Genomic DNA, 16,589 nt, shown 5'->3' on the forward strand with positions numbered 1-16,589 from the left:
GTCGAGCGGTGCCGGGCGAACTCGTCGAACTCGACGAAGGAGCCCTCGTCGAGGAGGAGGTCGATGCGCTCACGGGCCGTCAACTTGCCCTTGGCATGCTGTTTCTCGACGGCGCGTTCCGAACCGGCGTGCGTCGCTTCCTCGATGCGGCGCTGGAGATCCGCGAGCTTGCCCGCGGTCGTGTGGATGTCGATCCCTGGGATCTCGTGGCGCTCTTCCGGCTCGGACATCGGGATTCGGCTCCCTGCCTGCTCAAAAGGGGGGACGGTTACTCATCCGTAGAGTAGTGGGGGCCCTACCGATCGGCAGTGCGGCATTGAACACACCTAGGGTGGGTTGCATGACACCGCGAGATGCAGCAGACGCAGGCGGCAGCCGGTGGTCCGATCTGGACCGTCCGCCCCTCAACGCCCCGGCCCTGCGCCGGGCGCTGGTGCGCGAGGGCGGGCTGTGGTCGCAGGTGGACGTGGTGCAGCGGACCGGCTCCACCAACTCCGACCTGGTGGCGGCGGCGAGCGCCGGCAAGGCGGGCGAGGGCGCGGTCCTCGTCGCCGAGGAACAGACCGCGGGCCGGGGCCGGCTGGACCGGCAGTGGACGGCGCCGCCGCGCTCCGGGCTCTTCTTCTCCGTGCTGCTCACCCCGAGCGAGGTGCCGGTCGCCCGCTGGGGCTGGCTGCCGCTGCTCACCGGGGTCGCCGTGGCGACGGGACTGTCCCGGGCGGCGGGCGTCGACACGGCACTCAAGTGGCCCAACGACCTCCTGGTGACCGTCGGGGGCGAGGAACGCAAGGCCGGCGGCATCCTCGCCGAGCGCGCCGGGGAGGACGCGGTGGTGGTCGGCGTCGGCGTCAACGTCTCGCTGCGCACGGACGAACTCCCGGTGCCGCAGGCGGGCTCGCTCGCCCTGGCCGGCGCGGTGACCACGGACCGCGACCCGCTGCTGCGCGGCGTCCTGCGGGCGCTGGAGGAGTGGTACGGGCGCTGGCGGACCGCCGGCGGCGACCCCGAGGCGAGCGGTCTGCAGGAGACGTACGCGGCCGGGTGCGCCACGCTGGGACGAACGGTACGGGCCGAGCTGCCGGGGAACCGGTCCCTGGTGGGAGAGGCGGTGGCGGTGGACGGCGACGGCAGACTCGTGATCGCCACGGCGGAAGGCGTCCAGCAGCCGGTGGGCGCGGGTGACATCGTGCATCTGCGGCCCGCCTGAGGCCTGCACACGGCCCGCATGAGGCCGCGTCTTTCCGGCATTTTCCCCGGTCGGCCCCCGTCTGACAGGAACGCCGGGCAACATGTTCCCGCCGGCATCGAACGGAGTGAGCTGGCGCACACCTGCCGTAGAGTTGAGGCCGGTCGATACCTGACCGCGGAAGATCGGAAGGGCAGCAGGCGTGACCGTCGACGACACGGGCTCCGGCGCGGGCGCGGACGGCCGGGTAAACCTGCCGGCCGCTGAACCCGGCGAACCGGGCGACCCCGGAGAGGACCCGCATCCTCTCGCGCTGCGCCTCGAACAGCTCATCCTCGGCGCCGAGCGGCGCTACACCCCTTTTCAGGCCGCCCGTAGCGCCGGCGTCTCCATGGAGCTGGCCTCGCGGTTCTGGCGGGCCATGGGCTTCGCCGACATCGGACAGGCCAAGGCGCTCACCGAGGCCGACGTCCTCGCCCTGCGGCGGCTGGCCGGTCTCGTCGAGGCGGGCCTGCTGAGCGAGGCGATGGCCGTGCAGGTGGCGCGGTCCACCGGACAGACCACCGCCCGGCTGGCCGAATGGCAGATGGACTCCTTCCTGGAGGGCCTGACCGAGCCGCCCGAGCCGGGTATGACCCGCACCGAGGTCACCTACCCGATCGTCGAGCTGCTCCTGCCCGAGCTGGAGGAGTTCCTCGTCTACGTCTGGCGCCGCCAGCTCTCCGCCTCTGCCGGGCGGGTGGTGCAGGCCACCGACGACGAGGAGATGGTCGACCGCCGGCTCGCCGTCTGCTTCGCCGATCTCGTCGGCTTCACCCGGCTGACCCGGCGGATGGAGGAGGAGGAACTCGGCGAGCTGGTCGAGGCCTTCGAGACCACCTCCGCCGACCTGGTCGCCGCCCGCGGCGGACGGCTGATCAAGACCCTCGGCGACGAGGTGCTGTACGCCGCCGACGACGCGGGCACCGCCGCCGACATCGCGCTGCTGCTGGTCGAGACGATGAGCAATGACGAGACGATGCCCGAGCTGCGCGTCGGCATGGCCTTCGGCACGGTCACCACCCGGATGGGCGATGTCTTCGGCACGACCGTCAACCTCGCCTCGCGGCTGACGTCGATAGCGCCCCGGGACGCCGTCCTCGTCGACAGCGCCTTCGCCGAGGAGCTGATCCGCACCGGCGACGCCCCGGCCTCGGAGGCGGAGGCCGCGGAGGAGGCGGCCGCCGCCGAGAAGGAGGGCGAGGAGCCGCCCACGTACCGCTTCGCACTGCAGCCGATGTGGCAACGGCCGGTGCGCGGCCTGGGAGTGGTCGAACCCTGGCTTCTTACCCGCCGCCATACCGTGGACGGCTGAGGGCTCTGGCGCTGGGCTGTGCCGCGCTGTGCCGTCGTTGCCCCGCGGCGCCGTCGTGGCTGGTCGCTCCCCCACTCTCGACTGCGCTCGAGCGGGGGGACCCCCATCGCGGCGGAGCCGCATATGTCAGCGCCCCGCGCCCCTTCAGGGCGTGACCAGCGGGTCTACGCAGAGGCCGATGATCGGGACGCAGACGGCTGGGTGGCGGGGGGTTTCCGGGATTTCCGGGGTTTCCGGCTCGGGCTCCGGGGCCGCGGTGGTCGGGGTCTGCTGTGCGGGCTGCGGGGCCGTCGTCGGCGTGGGGGCGGGGGCCGCCGGGGTGTAGGTGGCGCCCGGGGTGAGGGCGACGGACGTCGGGGAGCCGGGGGCGCCCGGGAGGAGTCGGCCCGGCTCGGGTGTCGGGGCGGTGCGCGCGCCGCCCATCGCGCTGGGCGCGGTCGGAGTGGCCGTGACGAGGTCCGGTGTGTCGGCCGAGCGGCCGACGCCGCTGTCCGCGTCCGCGTCCGCGTCCGTGTCTCTGTCCGCGTCGGCGCCGAGGTCGTCCGTCGTGCTCGCGACCGGGTCGGGCTGCGGCTCGGCCTCGACCGTGCCGAGACCGCTCGCGCTGCCCGGATCGGGGGTCAGCCGGACGAAGCTCAGCACCCCGGCCGCCAGCGCGAGGCCGCCCGCGGCGAACAGCACCTTGCGCGGGCGGGGGCGGCGATGCCGGCCCCGGGCGCGCGGGGCCCACGGCCGGTCGGCCTCCGCCGGCCCCGCCACGTCCTGGGCCGCCGTGTCGTCGTGCCCGGTCCGGGTGCTCGTCATCGTGTTCCCTCCCCGATGCGGTCGCGCCCCCGATGCGCCGGGGCGGACGCACGTTATGCGCTCCCGTGAGCGGTGCGGGGGGAGTTGGGCGGGATGTCACTCGAACGGGTGGGCGGGGCCGTTTCCGGGGACCGGTCCGCCCTTTCGCTCGCGGGCCCGGGCTGGGATGATCGGACGGGAGTTGTTAACCGTCGTTAACCGGAGGGTGTCGTGAGCGGAGTCGGCGAAGAGCGGTTCGGGGAGTTCGTGCTGGTGCGGCGGCACGGGGACGGCGGGCAGGTCGCGGAACTGGCCCTGGACCGGCCGAAGGCCATGAACGCCGTCTCCACCGACATGGCCCGGTCGATCGCCGGGGCGTGCGCGGCGCTGGGCGAGGACCGGGACGTCCGGGTGGTCGTGCTGACCTCGACGCATGAGCGGGCGTTCTGCGTCGGCGCCGACCTCAAGGAGCGGAACTCCTTCAGCGACGCCGACCTGCTGCGGCAGCGACCGCTGGGGCGCGCGGCGTACACCGGGGTGCTGGAGCTGGCGGTGCCCACGGTCGCCGCGGTGCACGGCTTCGCGCTGGGCGGCGGGTTCGAACTGGCGCTGGCCTGCGATCTGATCGTGGCGGACGGCACCGCCGTGGTGGGGCTGCCCGAGGTGTCGGTGGGCGTGATCCCCGGCGGCGGCGGGACGCAGCTGCTGCCGCGCCGGGTCGGGGCGGCCCGGGCGGCCGAGCTGATCTTCACCGCGCGCCGGGTGGAGGCGGCCGAGGCACGGGAACTGGGGCTGGTGGACGTCCTGGTGGCGGACGGGCGGGACCGGGCGGAGGCGCTGGCGCTGGCCGAGCGGATCGGCGCCAACTCGCCGGTGGGGCTGCGGGCGGCCAAGCGGGCGCTGCGGCTGGGGCAGGGCCTCGACCTGCGGGCCGGGCTCGAGGTCGAGGACGCCGCGTGGCGGACGGTGGCCTTCTCCGGAGACCGCGCGGAGGGAGTGGCCGCGTTCAACGAGAAGCGCAAGCCGCAGTGGCCGGGGGAGTGAGCCGGGGGCCAAGCGGGCCAGGCGAAGTCAGCTGCGGTGAGGCAGCTCCCTGAAGGGGCGCGGGGCGTTGACATATGCGGCTCCGCCGCGCGGGCGCGATCAGCCACGATGGCGCCGCAGCGGAACGACGGCACATCGCGGCACTCCCAGCGGAGCGCTTGGTCGGGAGCGAGGGGGCGCGCTTCGGGGCCGGGTCGTGTGCGGAGTGTCACCCGTCACTCTAAGTGGTCCTTCGCGTCCCCTTTCTGGCTGAATGTCCCTAGCCTGGGGATATGGGTGAGGACAGACGCCTGGTGGCCGTGGTGGCGCTCGCGCAGGGGATGGCGGCCGCGCACACCCCCCGCGAGTCGTGGCGCGCGGCCGCGCTCGGCGCCTGCCGTGCGCTGGCCGGGAGCTTCGCCGCGCTCTCGGTGTGGGAGCGCGACCTCGGTCGGCTGCGCGTCCTGGTGAACGTGGGGGACCGGGCCGCCGACGAGGACGAGTTCCCGGAGGCCGAGGCCTACCCCGTGCACCAGTTCCCGGAGATCACCGAGTTCCTGCACGAGCGCTGGGTGTCCGGCGGCGAGCCCGACGCCTGGGTGGAGACCGCCGCCGGGTCGGCCGCCGCCGGGCGTTCCGGCTACTGCCATCAACGGGTCGCCGCCCTGCGCCGCCGGGGCCGCGGCTCCTGCGTGGTCGCGCCGATCGTGCTGCACGGGCGGGCCTGGGGCGAGCTGTATGTCGCGCGCTCGGCCGGCACGCCCGTGTTCGACCGGGCCGACGCCGACTTCGCCACCGTCCTCGCCGCGGTCGTCGCCGCCGGGCTCGCCCAGACCGAGCGGCTGGAGGAGGCCCGCCGGCTCGCCTTCACCGACGCGCTCACCGGCCTGGCCAACCGCCGGGCCGTCGACGTACGGCTGGAGGAGGCGGTGGAGCGGCACCGTGCGGAAGGGGTCGTCGTCAGCCTGGTCGTGTGCGACCTCAATGGGCTGAAGCGGGTCAACGACACCCTCGGCCACGCCGTCGGGGACCGGCTGCTGGAGCGGTTCGGGTCGGTGCTGTCGCTGTGCGGGGCCATGCTGCCCGGCGCGCTGGCCGCCCGCCTCGGCGGGGACGAGTTCTGTCTGCTGGCCGTCGGGCCGCCCGCCGACGACGTCGTCAAGGTCGCCGACGACCTCTGCCGCCGGGCCGGTGAGCTGGAGCTCGGCGAGGGCGTCGCCTGCGGGGTCGCCTCCACCGAGGACCCCATCGGGCCGGTGCGCTCGGCCCGCCGGCTGTTCCGGCTGGCCGACGCCGCCCAGTACCGGGCCAAGGCCGTACGGGCGGCCCGGCCGGTGGTCGCCGGGCGGCAGGGGCCCGACGACCCCGTCGTACGCCTCGCCGACGAGCCGCGCGGCGAGCGGGCGACGGGCGAGCGGCGACGCTTCCGGGGGCGGTCGTGAGCGCGTCGGCAGCCACGGCGGTGATGGCGGTCGTGACCAATTCGGTAAGGGGCAAACCCGTGCCCCACTCGTGACATCCTCATCTTCACTGCGTACGCTCCTGAATATGGATATGCACACTGTGGTGGTGGGGACGACCGGGGTCACCGCGTCCGACGTGCTCGCCGTGGCGCGCGACGGCGCCCGGATCGAGCTCTCCCAAGAGGCGGTCACGGCCCTGGCCGCGGCCCGCGAGATCGTGGACGCCCTGGCGGCCAAGCCCGAGCCCGTCTACGGCGTCTCCACCGGTTTCGGCGCGCTCGCCACCCGGCACATCAGCCAGGAACTGCGCACCCAGCTCCAGCGCAACATCGTCCGCTCGCACGCCGCCGGCATGGGCCCGCGGGTGGAGCGGGAGGTCGTCCGCGCGCTGATGTTCCTGCGGCTGAAGACCGTCTGCTCCGGGCACACCGGCGTGCGGCCCGAGGTCGCGCAGACCATGGCCGACATCCTGAACGCCGGCATCACCCCCGTCGTCCACGAGTACGGCTCCCTCGGCTGCTCCGGCGACCTGGCCCCGCTCTCGCACTGCGCCCTCACACTGATGGGCGAAGGGGACGCCGAGGGCCCGGACGGCGTCCTACGGCCCGCCGGCGAGCTGCTCGCCGCCCACGGCATCGCCCCCGTCGAACTGCGCGAGAAGGAGGGCCTGGCGCTCCTCAACGGCACCGACGGCATGCTCGGCATGCTGGTCATGGCCCTCGCCGACCTGGAGATGCTCTACAAGTCCGCCGACGTCACGGCCGCGCTCAGCCTGGAGGCGCTGCTCGGCACCGACAAGGTCCTCGCCCCCGAGCTGCACGCCATCCGCCCGCACCCGGGTCAGGGCGCCTCGGCCGCCAACATGCTGGCCGTGCTGGCGGGTTCGGAGCTCACCGGCCACCACCAGGACGACGCGCCGCGCGTCCAGGACGCCTACTCGGTGCGCTGCGCCCCGCAGGTCGCCGGCGCCGGCCGCGACACCATGGACCACGCCCGGCTCGTCGCCGAACGGGAGCTGGCCTCCGCGGTGGACAACCCCGTCGTGCTGCCCGACGGGCGCGTCGAGTCCAACGGCAACTTCCACGGCGCCCCGGTCGCCTACGTCCTGGACTTCCTCGCGATCGCCGTCGCCGACCTCGCCTCCATCGCCGAGCGGCGCACCGACCGGCTGCTCGACAAGAACCGCAGCCACGGCCTCCCGCCGTTCCTCGCGGACGACGCCGGCGTCGACTCCGGGCTGATGATCGCCCAGTACACGCAGGCCGCGCTGGTCAGCGAGCTGAAGCGGCTGGCCGTCCCGGCGTCCGCCGACTCGATCCCGTCGTCCGCCATGCAGGAGGACCACGTCTCGATGGGCTGGTCCGCGGCCCGCAAGCTGCGCACCGCGATCGACAATCTGACGCGCGTCATCGCCGTCGAGCTGTACGCGGCCACGCGTGGCGTGGAGCTGCGCGAGGGGCTGACGCCGGCGCCGGCCACCCGCGCGGTCATCGACGCGGTGCGCGAGGCGGGCGTCCAGGGCCCCGGCCCGGACCGGTTCCTCGCGCCCGACCTCGCGGCGGCGGACGCGTTCGTCCGCGCCGGGCGGCTGGTGGCGGCGGCGGAGACGGTCACCGGACCGCTGCGGTGACATGGACGGGGCCCTGCCGTAGAGATCTACGGCAGGGCCCCGGTGTCCGTGGGTCCGTCGTGCGGATTACTTGAGCTTGGCGACCTGCGCGGTGATGAGGGCCGCCGGGACGTCGCCCATGTCGCCGCCCTTCTCGAACGCGGCGAAGTTCACCGTGTAGAAGGTGGCGAGGGTGTTGCCCTTGCGCACCACCTCGGTGTGGAAGGTGGCGGTGCCCGCGCCGTCCATGTCGACGTCCTCGTTGAACGCCAGCGACTCGTCGCCCGTCCCGGAGGCCTTCTCCGCGGCGACCTTGGTGACCTTCGTGTCCTCGCTGTCGGCCGAGAGACCGTAGCCCGCGGCGCAGGCGGTGATGCCGTCGGAGACGGCCTTCATGGCCTTCGCGGCGCCATCGCCCTCGTAGGAGGACAGGCCCACGAACGTGATGTCCATGTCCAAGGCGGCCTCGAGGTCCGCCGGCGGGGCCGTGGCCGTCGAGGACTTGTCCTCGGTGAGGCTGTTGCTGGCGTTCGCGGTCGTGTCGCCCGGGGCGAGCGCGCCCGTGGCCCAGGCGAGCGGGTCGCAGGCCGGCTTGTCGGTCTTCACCTCGGTCTTGGACTTCGGGAGGGTGTCGTCCCCCGAGTCGACCTTGAAGCCCTTCGCCTCGCCCTGGGCGAGCAGCAGCTTCTCGAGTTCGGCGGTGGTGAGCGCCTTCGCGGCCGGGGCCGAGGAGGAAGCGGACGCCGACGCGGAGGACTTCGAGTCCTTGGCGTCGGCGGAGTTCGATCCCTCGTCCGAGCAGGCGGTGAGGAGGGAGAGCGACAGTGCGCCTATTGCGGCAGTGGCGCACAGCCGCGCCCCCGAGGTTCTCTTCATGAGCGAACTATGAAGAGCCTGTCAAAGGAGAGTCAAATCAATTCAAAAACCCAGACGTTCACGGCGAATGGAATAAACCACGAAGCCGGCGCCGAGGGCGAGGAGCGTGGTTCCGCCGACGACGTAGGGGGTCGTGTCGAAGCTTCCGGTGTCGGCGAGCCGGGTGCCGTCGTCGGCCATGGTCCGGGCCGCCTGCTCGCCCGTCGTGTCGGCCGTCGTGTCGGTCGTCCCGTCGGTGGTCGTATCGGTCGACGTCGTGTGCGTCGTCGTCTGAGTCCTGGTGTTCGTGGTGTTCGTGGTGTTCGTGGTGTTCGTGGTGGTCGACGCGGTGCGCGCCTGGGTCGTGACCTGCGTCGTCGGCTCCGTTCTGGCCGGTGTGTCCTGGGACGCGTTGGCGGACGGGACGAACCACAGGGCACCCAGCAGGGTCCCCGCGGCGGTGGCGGTCAGCAACGGACGGCGAGCGGATGACACGGAATATCTATCCCCTTGTGGCGCTGGCGAATTGGCCGTGTGGCCCGATGCTAATGAAAGGCGCGGGTCGCGGGAAAGTTGCGGGAGCCATGAGCCGTACGCTCCGGCCATGAGAACTGAAGAGACATCACGTTTTGTACGGGTTCGAGTGGAGATTCTCGTCGAGGTTCATGACGAGGACGCCCTGACGAAGGCGGCGCTGCGCAGACTCGCCGAGGATACGGACGTCGCGGACGACGAACGGGCGCATGCCGAGGGCGCTGTGACGGAAGACACTGCGGAGGCTCTCGCCTGTCTCGTCGACCCGTTCGACCTGATCGGAGAGGTGCCCGGGGTGGAACTCCAGCAGGCCTCCTGGTCCAGCGAACACGTCGACTACGACCCGGATTCGCCCGAGTGGGACCTCGACGACGATGATGTCGACGAGGATGAAGAGGCGTTCGGCGACGACGAGCGCGGCATCGGCTGAACGTCTTGGGGAATTCGTGACCCCGGACGGCAACCGCCGCCCGGGGTTTCGTCGTCTCAGCAGACGCACGAACCGACACCCGCACCATCCGATGTCTGCACCACGAACGCCGCGAACGTGGCGTGCCCCACACCTTCGGAAAATGTGGAACGGGAAGAAGCGGTCGTAGCGTTGAAGATTCTTAGCGGGGATCTCGGGGTTTTGTTAACGGCAACGATGGAGAAGCGTGTGATGACGGACAGTAGGCGGCGTCGGGGTCTCATGACCGCGTCCGCACTGCTCGGCGGTGTTCTGGTGCTCTCTGCGTGTTCCGGCGGTGACAGCAGCGCCTCGGACGGAGGGGACAGCTCCTCGCAGGCCAAGGCCGACGAGGCGGCGGCCAAGAAGTCCTCCGAGGCCCAGATCAAGATCACACCTGCGGACGGCTCCGACAACGCCTCCATCAACAACTCGGCGGCCGTCACGGTGAGCAAGGGCACGCTCACCGAGGTGACGATGACCACCTCCGAGGGCGCCGCCGTCGAGGGCACGCTGTCCGCCGACAAGACCAGCTGGAAGCCGAACGACCAGCTGGAGCGCTCCACTACCTACAAGCTGGCGGCCAGCGCGAAGGACTCGGCCGGTCTTGAGGCCCACGAGAACGCCTCCTTCACCACCGTCTCCCCGGACAACAGCTTCATAGGCAACTTCACCCCCGAGGGCGGCTCGACCGTCGGCGTGGGCATGCCCGTGTCGATCAACTTCAACAAGGCGATCACCGACAAGGCCGCCGTCCAGAAGGGCGTCACGGTCACCTCCACCAGTGGCCAGGAGGTCGTCTGCCACTGGTTCTCCGCCCAGCGCATGGACTGCCGTCCGGACGACTACTGGAAGGAGAACTCCACCGTCACGCTGAAGCTCGCGCTCGACGGAGTGGAGGGCGCCTCCGGTGTCTTCGGCGTCCAGCAGAAGACCGTCACCTTCAAGATCGGCCGCAACCAGGTCTCCTACGTCGACGCGAAGACCAAGCAGATGAAGGTCACGCACAACGGCGCCACCATCAAGACCATCCCGATCTCCGCCGGCTCGCCCGACAACACGACGTACGAGGGCAAGATGGTGATGTCGGAGATGTTCAAGGAGACGCGCATGAACGGCGCGACCGTGGGCTTCACCGACGACGACGGCAAGGGCGAGTACGACATCAAGGACGTGCCGCACGCCATCCGCCTCACCAACTCCGGCACCTTCGTGCACGGCAACTACTGGGGCGCGAAGTCCGTCTTCGGCTCGGTGAACACCAGCCACGGCTGTGTGGGCCTGTCCGACACCAAGGGCGCCAACGACAAGGGCACCGCGGGCTACTGGTTCTACACGAACTCGATGGTCGGCGATGTCGTGGTCGTCTCCAACACCGGCGACAAGACGGTGTCTCCGGACAACGGCCTCAACGGCTGGAACATGGACTGGGCGCAGTGGAAGGCGGGTTCGGCCGTCTGACGGTCGCTCGGCCGGTCCGCTTTGCCGGCTTTTTCACAGCTTTCCGATGCCGCCCTCAGGGGCGGCATCGGTGTTTCCGGGGTTCAACACAGTCTTCTCATCGTTCTCTTATTTCGGCCTTATCCAGTCATCACCCGCCGTACCTAGCTTGCGGCCATGTTCTTCACCTACCTGAGGCGCGAGCTGCGCCGCCGCAGAAAGGCGGCCCTCGTCGTCGCCTCCGGCCTCGCGCTGGGCATCGCGCTGGTCATCGTGGTCACCTCCGTGTCCTCCGGCATGGGGAAGGCCCAGGACAAGGTCCTGGAGTCCCTGTACGGCCTGGGTACGGACATGACGGTCACCAAGGCCGCCACGCCCACCGCCAACGCCTCGGACCGTCCGCGCTTCCAGTTCGACGCGCAGGACCAGGACTCCGACGCCGAGCAGAGCACCGACCGCGTCATGGTGCAGGGCTTCCAGACCCTGTCGACGGCGACCGTCACCAAGGTCGGCAAGCAGAGCGGCGTCTCGGACGCGGTCGGCGGGCTGAGCCTGCAAGTCCTCAAGGTCAGCGGCCAGTTCACCCGCGGCCAGTTCCAGCAGGACGGCGGCGACACCGGCGGAGGCGGCGGAGGCGGCGGCCAGCCGGGCGGCGGCAACGGCGGCGGCCAGCCGCAGGGTGAAGTGCAGGGCGGCGGCGCCAACTTCGACGTCAACAGCTACTCCGTCTACGGCACCGACGTCACCCAGCCCGCGCTCGGCCCGCTGACCTCCTCGACGCTCACCAGCGGCCGCACCTTCAAGACCTCGGAGACCAACGGCAAGGTCGCCCTCCTCGACTCGGCGTACGCCAAGGAGAAGTCCCTCAAGGTCGGCTCCACCCTCACCATCAGCAGCACCAAGTTCTCGGTGATCGGCATCGCCACCGCCGACAGCGGCGACGCCGCCGCCAACGTCTACATCCCGCTGGCCCAGGCTCAGACCCTCAGCGACTCCAAGGACAAGGTCACCACGATCTACGTCCAGGCGACCGACTCCAAGAAGATCGACAGCGTCAAGTCGACCATCCAGAAGAACGTCTCGGGTACGACGGTGACGACCTCCGCCGACCTCGCGGACACCGTCTCCGGCTCCCTGTCCACGGCCTCCTCGCTCGCTTCCAACGTCGGCAAGTGGCTGTCCATCGCGGTGCTGCTCGCCGCGTTTCTGGTCGCCGGTCTGCTCACCTCCTCGGCGGTCTCCCGCCGCGTCCGTGAGTTCGGCACCCTGAAGGCGCTGGGCTGGAAGTCCGGCCGGGTCACCCGGCAGGTCGTCGGCGAGGCCATGGTCAACGGTCTGCTCGGCGGCGCCCTGGGCATCGGCCTGGGCCTGGCGGGCGCGTACGCCGTGACCGCCGTCAGCCCCACGCTGCAGGCCCAGTTGGGCGGCGGCGGGGGCGGTGGCGGCGGCCAGGGCGGTCCCGGCGGGGGCGGCGGCTTCGGCGGCGGCTTCGGCGGCGGTCCCGGCCGCCAGGCGGCGGCCAAGACCCTCGACGTCGCACTGACGGCTCCGGTGAGCGTCACGACGGTGGCCGTCGCGGTGGGTCTCGCCGTGGCCGGCGGCCTGATCGCGGGGGCGTTCGGCGGCTGGCGGGCGTCCAGGCTGCGCCCGGCGGACGCGCTGCGCCGCGTCGAGTAGCAGCCAACCCACCTACCAGCTCCAGGAGTTGTTGTCCCCATGTACGAACTCAGAGGCGTCACCAAGCGCTACACCCGGGGCAAGGACACGGTCCACGCCCTCGACGGCGTCGACCTGACCATCCCGGACGGCGACCGGCTCGTCATCCAGGGTCCCACCGGCGGCGGCAAGTCCACGCTGCTGCAGATGATCGGCGGCCTCGACCGGCCCAGCGAGGGCGAGATCGTCCTGGACGGCGTCGACCTGGCCAAGCTCTCCGAGGCCAGGCTGACGAAGGTGCGCAGCGAGAACATCGGCTTCGTCTTCCAGTCCTTCAACCTCATCCCGACGCTCAACGCGCAGGAGAACGTCGAGACGGCCCTCGTGCCGCTCGGCGTGAAGGTCAAGGAACGCCGCGAACGGGCCGCCGAGGCGCTGAGGTCCGTGGGCCTGGGAGAGCGCCTCGGACACCTGCCGTCCGAGATGTCCGGCGGTCAGCAGCAGCGCGTCGCCATCGCCCGCGCGCTGGTGAAGCAGCCGAAGGTGCTGCTTGCCGACGAGCCCACCGGCAACCTCGACGAGGGCATGCGCGACGAGATCATGGAGGTGCTGCACACCATGTGGAAGGAGCACGGGCTGACCTTCATCATGGTCACCCATGACTCCTCGATCGCGAAGAAGGCCCCTCGCGTGGCGACGATCCGCAAGGGCAAGATCACGGTGAAGGAGAACGCGGTTTCGTCCTGACGCGGCAGCCTTCGGGTTCGACGTATCTCACCCCCCGGCGCACTTCTGTGTGTTCCGGGGGGTTTGCGCGTGCAGCGGGTCAGGCGGAACGGGTCTGCAGGCCCGAATTCCGGGCGTCCGTGCCCCAGCTGGCCAGCAGGCGCAGCGCCTCCGCCGAGGGCGAGCCGGGCTCCGCGTGGTACGTCACCAGCGACTGGTCGCCGTCGTCCGCCAGCCTGAACCCCTCGAAGTTCAGGGAGAGTTCGCCGACCAGCGGATGCCGCAGCCGCTTCACCCCATGGCTCTTCTCCTTGACGTCATGGGTCGCCCACAGCCGCCGGAAGTCCTCGCTCTTCACCGACAGCTCGCCCACCAGCGCCGAAAGCCGCGGATCGTCCGGATAGCAGCCGGCGTCCATGCGCAGATGGCACACGATGTCGATCGCCTTCTGCTCCCAGTCCACGAAGAGCTCCCGGTAGTCGGGGCGCAGGAAGACCAGCCGCGCCCAGGTGCGCTCCGCCGGCGGCAGCTCCGCCCAGTCGCCGAATACCGCGGCCGCCATCCGGTTCCACGCCAGGATCTCCGAGCGCCGTCCGACGATGTACGCGGGCACCGAGTCCATCGTGTCCAGCAGCTGCCGCAGCGCCGCCCGTACCTGCTGCGGCCGGGCCGTCTGCTTCTTCTTGTGCTTCGGCTTCGCCAGGTGGGTGAGGTGGGCGTGCTCGGCGTCCGTCAGCCGCAGCGCGCGGGCGATCGAGTCCAGCACCTCCGCCGACACGTTCCGCCCGTTGCCCTGCTCCAGACGCGTGTAGTACGCCACCGACACCCCGGCGAGCTGCGCCAGCTCCTCGCGCCGCAGCCCCGGCACCCTGCGGTGCCGTCCGAAGTCGGGCAGGCCCACGTCCTCGGGCTTCAGGCGGGCCCGCCGGGTGCGCAGAAACTCGCTGAGCTCGGCACGCCGGTCCAGGGAGGCGCCGACGGGTTCGGGGCGTTCGTCCATGCCGTCCAGTATTCCCGGTCGTACGCACAGCAGCCTGACCCCGCCAGTGGTAGGCACAGCGGACGTACGCAAAGCCGTGACCTGGGTGAATCCGCAGCGGTGCGGCAGGCTGGACGCCGTACCCGGCCCGAAGGCAGGCCGGGACGACGAACCCCCCGCTAGGAGAACCCGGCATGACCACCGTTGCCGCGTACGCCGCACCCGCCGCCAAGGCTCCGCTGGAGCGCACGACGATCGAGCGCCGCGCGGTGCGCGAGTTCGACGTCCTGATCGACATCGAGTTCGCCGGCATCTGCCACTCCGACATCCACCAGGCCCGCGAGGGCTGGGGCGAGGCGATCTTCCCGATGGTCCCCGGTCACGAGATCGCGGGCATCGTCTCCGAGGTCGGCCCCGGCGTGACCAAGTACGCCGTCGGCGACCGCGTGGGCGTCGGCTGCCTCGTCGACTCCTGCCGTGAGTGCGACAACTGCAAGGCCGGACTGGAGCAGTACTGCACCGGCGGCAGCGTCGGCACGTACAACGCCGTCGGCAAGGACGGCGAGCCCACCTACGGCGGCTACGCGCAGAAGATCGTCGTCGACGAGAACTACGTCGTCCGCATCCCCGACACCCTGAAGCTCGACGAGGCCGCGCCCCTGCTCTGCGCCGGCATCACCACGTACTCCCCGCTCCGGCACTGGAACGCCGGCCCCGGCAAGAAGGTCGCCATCCTCGGCATGGGCGGCCTCGGCCACATGGGCGTCAAGATCGCGCACGCGCTCGGCGCCGAGGTGACCGTGCTGTCCCAGTCCCTGCGCAAGAAGGACGACGGCCTCAAGCTGGGCGCCGCCCACTACTACGCCACCAGTGACGAGAACACCTTCGAGGAGCTGCGCGGCGCCTTCGACCTCATCCTGTCGACCGTCTCGGCCCCGCTGAACCTGGACGCCTACCTGTCCCTGCTGAAGACGGACGGCGCGTTCGTGAACGTCGGCGCGCCCGAGGAGCCCGTCGCGCTCAACCTGTTCTCGGTGATCGGCGGCCGCAAGACCCTCGCCGGCTCCGGCATCGGCGGCATCCAGGAGACCCAGGAGATGCTGGACTTCTGCGCGGAGCACCGCATCGGCGCGGAGATCGAGCTGATCGGCGCGGACGAGATCAACGAGGCCTACGAGCGGGTGCTCGCGAGCGACGTCCGCTACCGCTTCGTGATCGACACGTCGACGATCTGACGACCGACGGGATCGGCACGTGGGCTGAGTCGCGCCCTGAAGGGGCGCGGGGAACTGCGCGACCAGCCACGACGGCGCCGCAGCCGAACGACGGCACATCGCGGCACCACGTAGGCACTCCCAGCGGAGCGCCTACGTGGTCCCGCCGGTGGCCGCCTCGGCGGTGAGGTCCGTGGGCGGGTTCGTGGTCCTCAGGAGGGCCGTACCTGCTGTGGCTCCCGTCCCAGCAGCCACAGCAGGTACGGCCCGCCGACCAGCGCGGTCAGTGCGCCGACCGGGATCTCCAGCGGCGGCAGCAGCATTCGGGCGGCCAGATCCGCGCCGACCAGGACGACCGCACCCGTCAACGCGCTGGCCACCAACGGCAGTTGGGGCGTACGGGTGAGGCGTCGGGCCAGCTGGGGCGCGGTCAGCGCGACGAAGCCGATCGGCCCCGCCGCACCCGTGGCGGTCGCCGCGAGGACGACGCCGAGGACCGTCAGACCGAGCCGCGCCCGGTCCACCCGAACGCCGAGCGCGGCCGCGGTGTCCGGGTCGAGACCGAGCGGACGGACCGCCCGGCTCGCCCACACCAGCGCGGGCAGCGAGAGCAGCAGCACCGCGGCCAGCGGCCCCGCCTGCTCCCAGCCGCGGCCGTTGAGGCTGCCGGTGAGCCACAGCTTGACCTGCTCGGCCGCCTCCAGCTCGCTGTCGGCGAGATAGAGCTGGACCACCGCGGAGAGGGCGACGCCGATCCCGACGCCGGTGAGCACGAAGCGGCTCGGCTGCATCCCACGACGCCAGGCCAGCGCGTAGACGAGGGCCGCGGCCGCGAGACCGCCCACGACGGACACGGCCGGCATCGCACCGGGCGAGGAGACCACGCCGGTGGCGAGCGCGAGGACGGTCGCGGCGGCGGCGCCATGGCCCACGCCGATCACGTCCGGGCTGGCCAGCGGATTGCGGGTGACCGTCTGCACGAGCGCCCCGGACATCCCGAGGGCGACGCCGACGAGGGCGCCCAGCACGATCCGGGGCACCCGCAGCTCGCCGACGATCAGGTCGTAGGGGCCGGTTTCGCCGCGCAGGGTGCGGTAGACCTCGTCCGGCGGGACATAGGTCTGCCCGCAGCAGGCGGCGGCGAGCATGACGCACCCGAGGAGGAGAAGAAGCGCGGTGGCGACGCAGGCGGCACGGCGGTGCAGGAGGACCGAGATCCGGGGGCGGGGCCGCAGCACGGTGACGCCCTTGGGACGGGCGACCGGAAACCGCTGCTCAGGGCGCACCTGTTCTGCCGCCCGTTTTGCCGGCAGCTCTGC

At 71.6% G+C, this 16,589-nt stretch carries 16 protein-coding genes; 10 read left to right on the forward strand and 6 right to left on the reverse strand.

Features of this window, described 5'->3' with window-relative positions; all coding sequences use genetic code 11:
- A partial coding sequence (locus tag ACWCPF_RS08660; protein WP_451044248.1) for a carboxyl transferase domain-containing protein occupies nt 1-230 on the reverse strand: 230 nt, incomplete at its 3' end.
- A gap of 110 nt (nt 231-340) precedes the next feature.
- Here ACWCPF_RS08660 and ACWCPF_RS08665 point away from each other — a divergent pair.
- Together ACWCPF_RS08665 and ACWCPF_RS08670 are read left to right on the forward strand one after the other, a co-directional pair.
- Nucleotides 341-1,207, forward strand: coding sequence for a biotin--[acetyl-CoA-carboxylase] ligase (locus tag ACWCPF_RS08665; protein WP_451044249.1), 867 nt, complete (start codon nt 341-343; stop codon nt 1,205-1,207).
- Nucleotides 1,208-1,388: 181 nt separating this feature from the next.
- On the forward strand, nt 1,389-2,540 hold the full coding sequence (locus ACWCPF_RS08670) for an adenylate/guanylate cyclase domain-containing protein (RefSeq protein ID WP_451044250.1): 1,152 nt from the start codon (nt 1,389-1,391) through the stop codon (nt 2,538-2,540).
- Nucleotides 2,541-2,684: 144 nt separating this feature from the next.
- On the opposite strand, the gene ACWCPF_RS08675 is transcribed toward ACWCPF_RS08670, so the two are convergent.
- A complete protein-coding gene (locus ACWCPF_RS08675; RefSeq protein WP_451044251.1) occupies nt 2,685-3,344 on the reverse strand; it encodes a hypothetical protein in 660 nt (219 codons plus the stop codon).
- A gap of 210 nt (nt 3,345-3,554) precedes the next feature.
- Between ACWCPF_RS08675 and ACWCPF_RS08680 the strand changes: the two genes are divergently transcribed.
- From ACWCPF_RS08680 to hutH, 3 genes are all read left to right on the forward strand, one after another.
- On the forward strand, nt 3,555-4,367 hold the full coding sequence (locus ACWCPF_RS08680) for an enoyl-CoA hydratase/isomerase family protein (RefSeq protein ID WP_451044252.1): 813 nt from the start codon (nt 3,555-3,557) through the stop codon (nt 4,365-4,367).
- Nucleotides 4,368-4,639: 272 nt separating this feature from the next.
- On the forward strand, nt 4,640-5,788 hold the full coding sequence (locus ACWCPF_RS08685; RefSeq protein WP_451044253.1) for a diguanylate cyclase domain-containing protein: 1,149 nt from the start codon (nt 4,640-4,642) through the stop codon (nt 5,786-5,788).
- 112 nt (nt 5,789-5,900) lie between these two features.
- Entirely contained in the window at nt 5,901-7,439 is a 1,539-nt protein-coding gene (gene hutH / locus ACWCPF_RS08690; protein ID WP_451044569.1) for a histidine ammonia-lyase, read from the forward strand.
- Nucleotides 7,440-7,505: 66 nt separating this feature from the next.
- On the opposite strand, the gene ACWCPF_RS08695 is transcribed toward hutH, so the two are convergent.
- Together ACWCPF_RS08695 and ACWCPF_RS08700 are read right to left on the reverse strand one after the other, a co-directional pair.
- Nucleotides 7,506-8,294 (reverse strand): hypothetical protein, encoded by a 789-nt coding sequence (locus ACWCPF_RS08695; RefSeq protein ID WP_451044254.1) that lies wholly within the window; start codon nt 8,292-8,294, stop codon nt 7,506-7,508.
- A 42-nt stretch (nt 8,295-8,336) separates the two neighbouring features.
- Nucleotides 8,337-8,768, reverse strand: coding sequence for an LPXTG cell wall anchor domain-containing protein (locus ACWCPF_RS08700; protein ID WP_451044255.1), 432 nt, complete (start codon nt 8,766-8,768; stop codon nt 8,337-8,339).
- Between the two features lie 109 nt (nt 8,769-8,877).
- On the opposite strand from ACWCPF_RS08700, the gene ACWCPF_RS08705 reads away from it, so the two are divergent.
- The 4 genes from ACWCPF_RS08705 (at nt 8,878) to ACWCPF_RS08720 (ending at nt 13,098) form a co-directional block, all read left to right on the forward strand.
- Nucleotides 8,878-9,237: a hypothetical protein gene (locus ACWCPF_RS08705; protein ID WP_451044256.1), complete on the forward strand. Its 360-nt coding sequence runs from the start codon at nt 8,878-8,880 to the stop codon at nt 9,235-9,237.
- Nucleotides 9,238-9,453: 216 nt separating this feature from the next.
- A complete protein-coding gene (locus tag ACWCPF_RS08710) occupies nt 9,454-10,716 on the forward strand; it encodes a L,D-transpeptidase (protein WP_451044257.1) in 1,263 nt (420 codons plus the stop codon).
- A 156-nt stretch (nt 10,717-10,872) separates the two neighbouring features.
- Nucleotides 10,873-12,372 carry an ABC transporter permease gene (locus tag ACWCPF_RS08715; protein ID WP_451044258.1) on the forward strand — a complete coding sequence of 500 codons (1,500 nt, stop codon included), beginning with the start codon at nt 10,873-10,875 and terminating at the stop codon, nt 12,370-12,372.
- 39 nt (nt 12,373-12,411) lie between these two features.
- Nucleotides 12,412-13,098, forward strand: a complete 687-nt coding sequence (locus ACWCPF_RS08720) for an ABC transporter ATP-binding protein (protein ID WP_451044259.1) — start codon at nt 12,412-12,414, stop codon at nt 13,096-13,098.
- 79 nt (nt 13,099-13,177) lie between these two features.
- Here the strand turns inward: ACWCPF_RS08720 and ACWCPF_RS08725 are convergent, their stop codons facing one another.
- Entirely contained in the window at nt 13,178-14,077 is a 900-nt protein-coding gene (locus ACWCPF_RS08725) for a helix-turn-helix domain-containing protein (protein WP_451044260.1), read from the reverse strand.
- Between the two features lie 173 nt (nt 14,078-14,250).
- On the opposite strand from ACWCPF_RS08725, the gene ACWCPF_RS08730 reads away from it, so the two are divergent.
- Nucleotides 14,251-15,291 carry an NAD(P)-dependent alcohol dehydrogenase gene (locus ACWCPF_RS08730; protein WP_451044261.1) on the forward strand — a complete coding sequence of 347 codons (1,041 nt, stop codon included), beginning with the start codon at nt 14,251-14,253 and terminating at the stop codon, nt 15,289-15,291.
- Nucleotides 15,292-15,482: 191 nt separating this feature from the next.
- Here the strand turns inward: ACWCPF_RS08730 and ACWCPF_RS08735 are convergent, their stop codons facing one another.
- Entirely contained in the window at nt 15,483-16,556 is a 1,074-nt protein-coding gene (locus ACWCPF_RS08735; RefSeq protein ID WP_451044570.1) for a FecCD family ABC transporter permease, read from the reverse strand.
- Nucleotides 16,557-16,589: the final 33 nt, after the last annotated feature.

The organism is Streptomyces sp. NPDC001858 (assembly GCF_053594615.1).

What these genes read in the sequence shown, in the direction of transcription:
- hutH (WP_451044569.1), top strand. Translation starts at nt 5,901, where the DNA reads ATGCACACTGTGGTGGTGGGGACGACCGGGGTCACCGCGTCCGACGTG.
- ACWCPF_RS08675 (WP_451044251.1), bottom strand. Translation starts at nt 3,344, where the DNA reads ATGACGAGCACCCGGACCGGGCACGACGACACGGCGGCCCAGGACGTG.
- ACWCPF_RS08710 (WP_451044257.1), top strand. Translation starts at nt 9,454, where the DNA reads ATGGAGAAGCGTGTGATGACGGACAGTAGGCGGCGTCGGGGTCTCATG.
- ACWCPF_RS08665 (WP_451044249.1), top strand. Translation starts at nt 341, where the DNA reads ATGACACCGCGAGATGCAGCAGACGCAGGCGGCAGCCGGTGGTCCGAT.
- ACWCPF_RS08685 (WP_451044253.1), top strand. Translation starts at nt 4,640, where the DNA reads ATGGGTGAGGACAGACGCCTGGTGGCCGTGGTGGCGCTCGCGCAGGGG.
- ACWCPF_RS08695 (WP_451044254.1), bottom strand. Translation starts at nt 8,294, where the DNA reads ATGAAGAGAACCTCGGGGGCGCGGCTGTGCGCCACTGCCGCAATAGGC.
- ACWCPF_RS08725 (WP_451044260.1), bottom strand. Translation starts at nt 14,077, where the DNA reads ATGGACGAACGCCCCGAACCCGTCGGCGCCTCCCTGGACCGGCGTGCC.
- ACWCPF_RS08720 (WP_451044259.1), top strand. Translation starts at nt 12,412, where the DNA reads ATGTACGAACTCAGAGGCGTCACCAAGCGCTACACCCGGGGCAAGGAC.
- ACWCPF_RS08705 (WP_451044256.1), top strand. Translation starts at nt 8,878, where the DNA reads ATGAGAACTGAAGAGACATCACGTTTTGTACGGGTTCGAGTGGAGATT.
- ACWCPF_RS08715 (WP_451044258.1), top strand. Translation starts at nt 10,873, where the DNA reads ATGTTCTTCACCTACCTGAGGCGCGAGCTGCGCCGCCGCAGAAAGGCG.
- ACWCPF_RS08730 (WP_451044261.1), top strand. Translation starts at nt 14,251, where the DNA reads ATGACCACCGTTGCCGCGTACGCCGCACCCGCCGCCAAGGCTCCGCTG.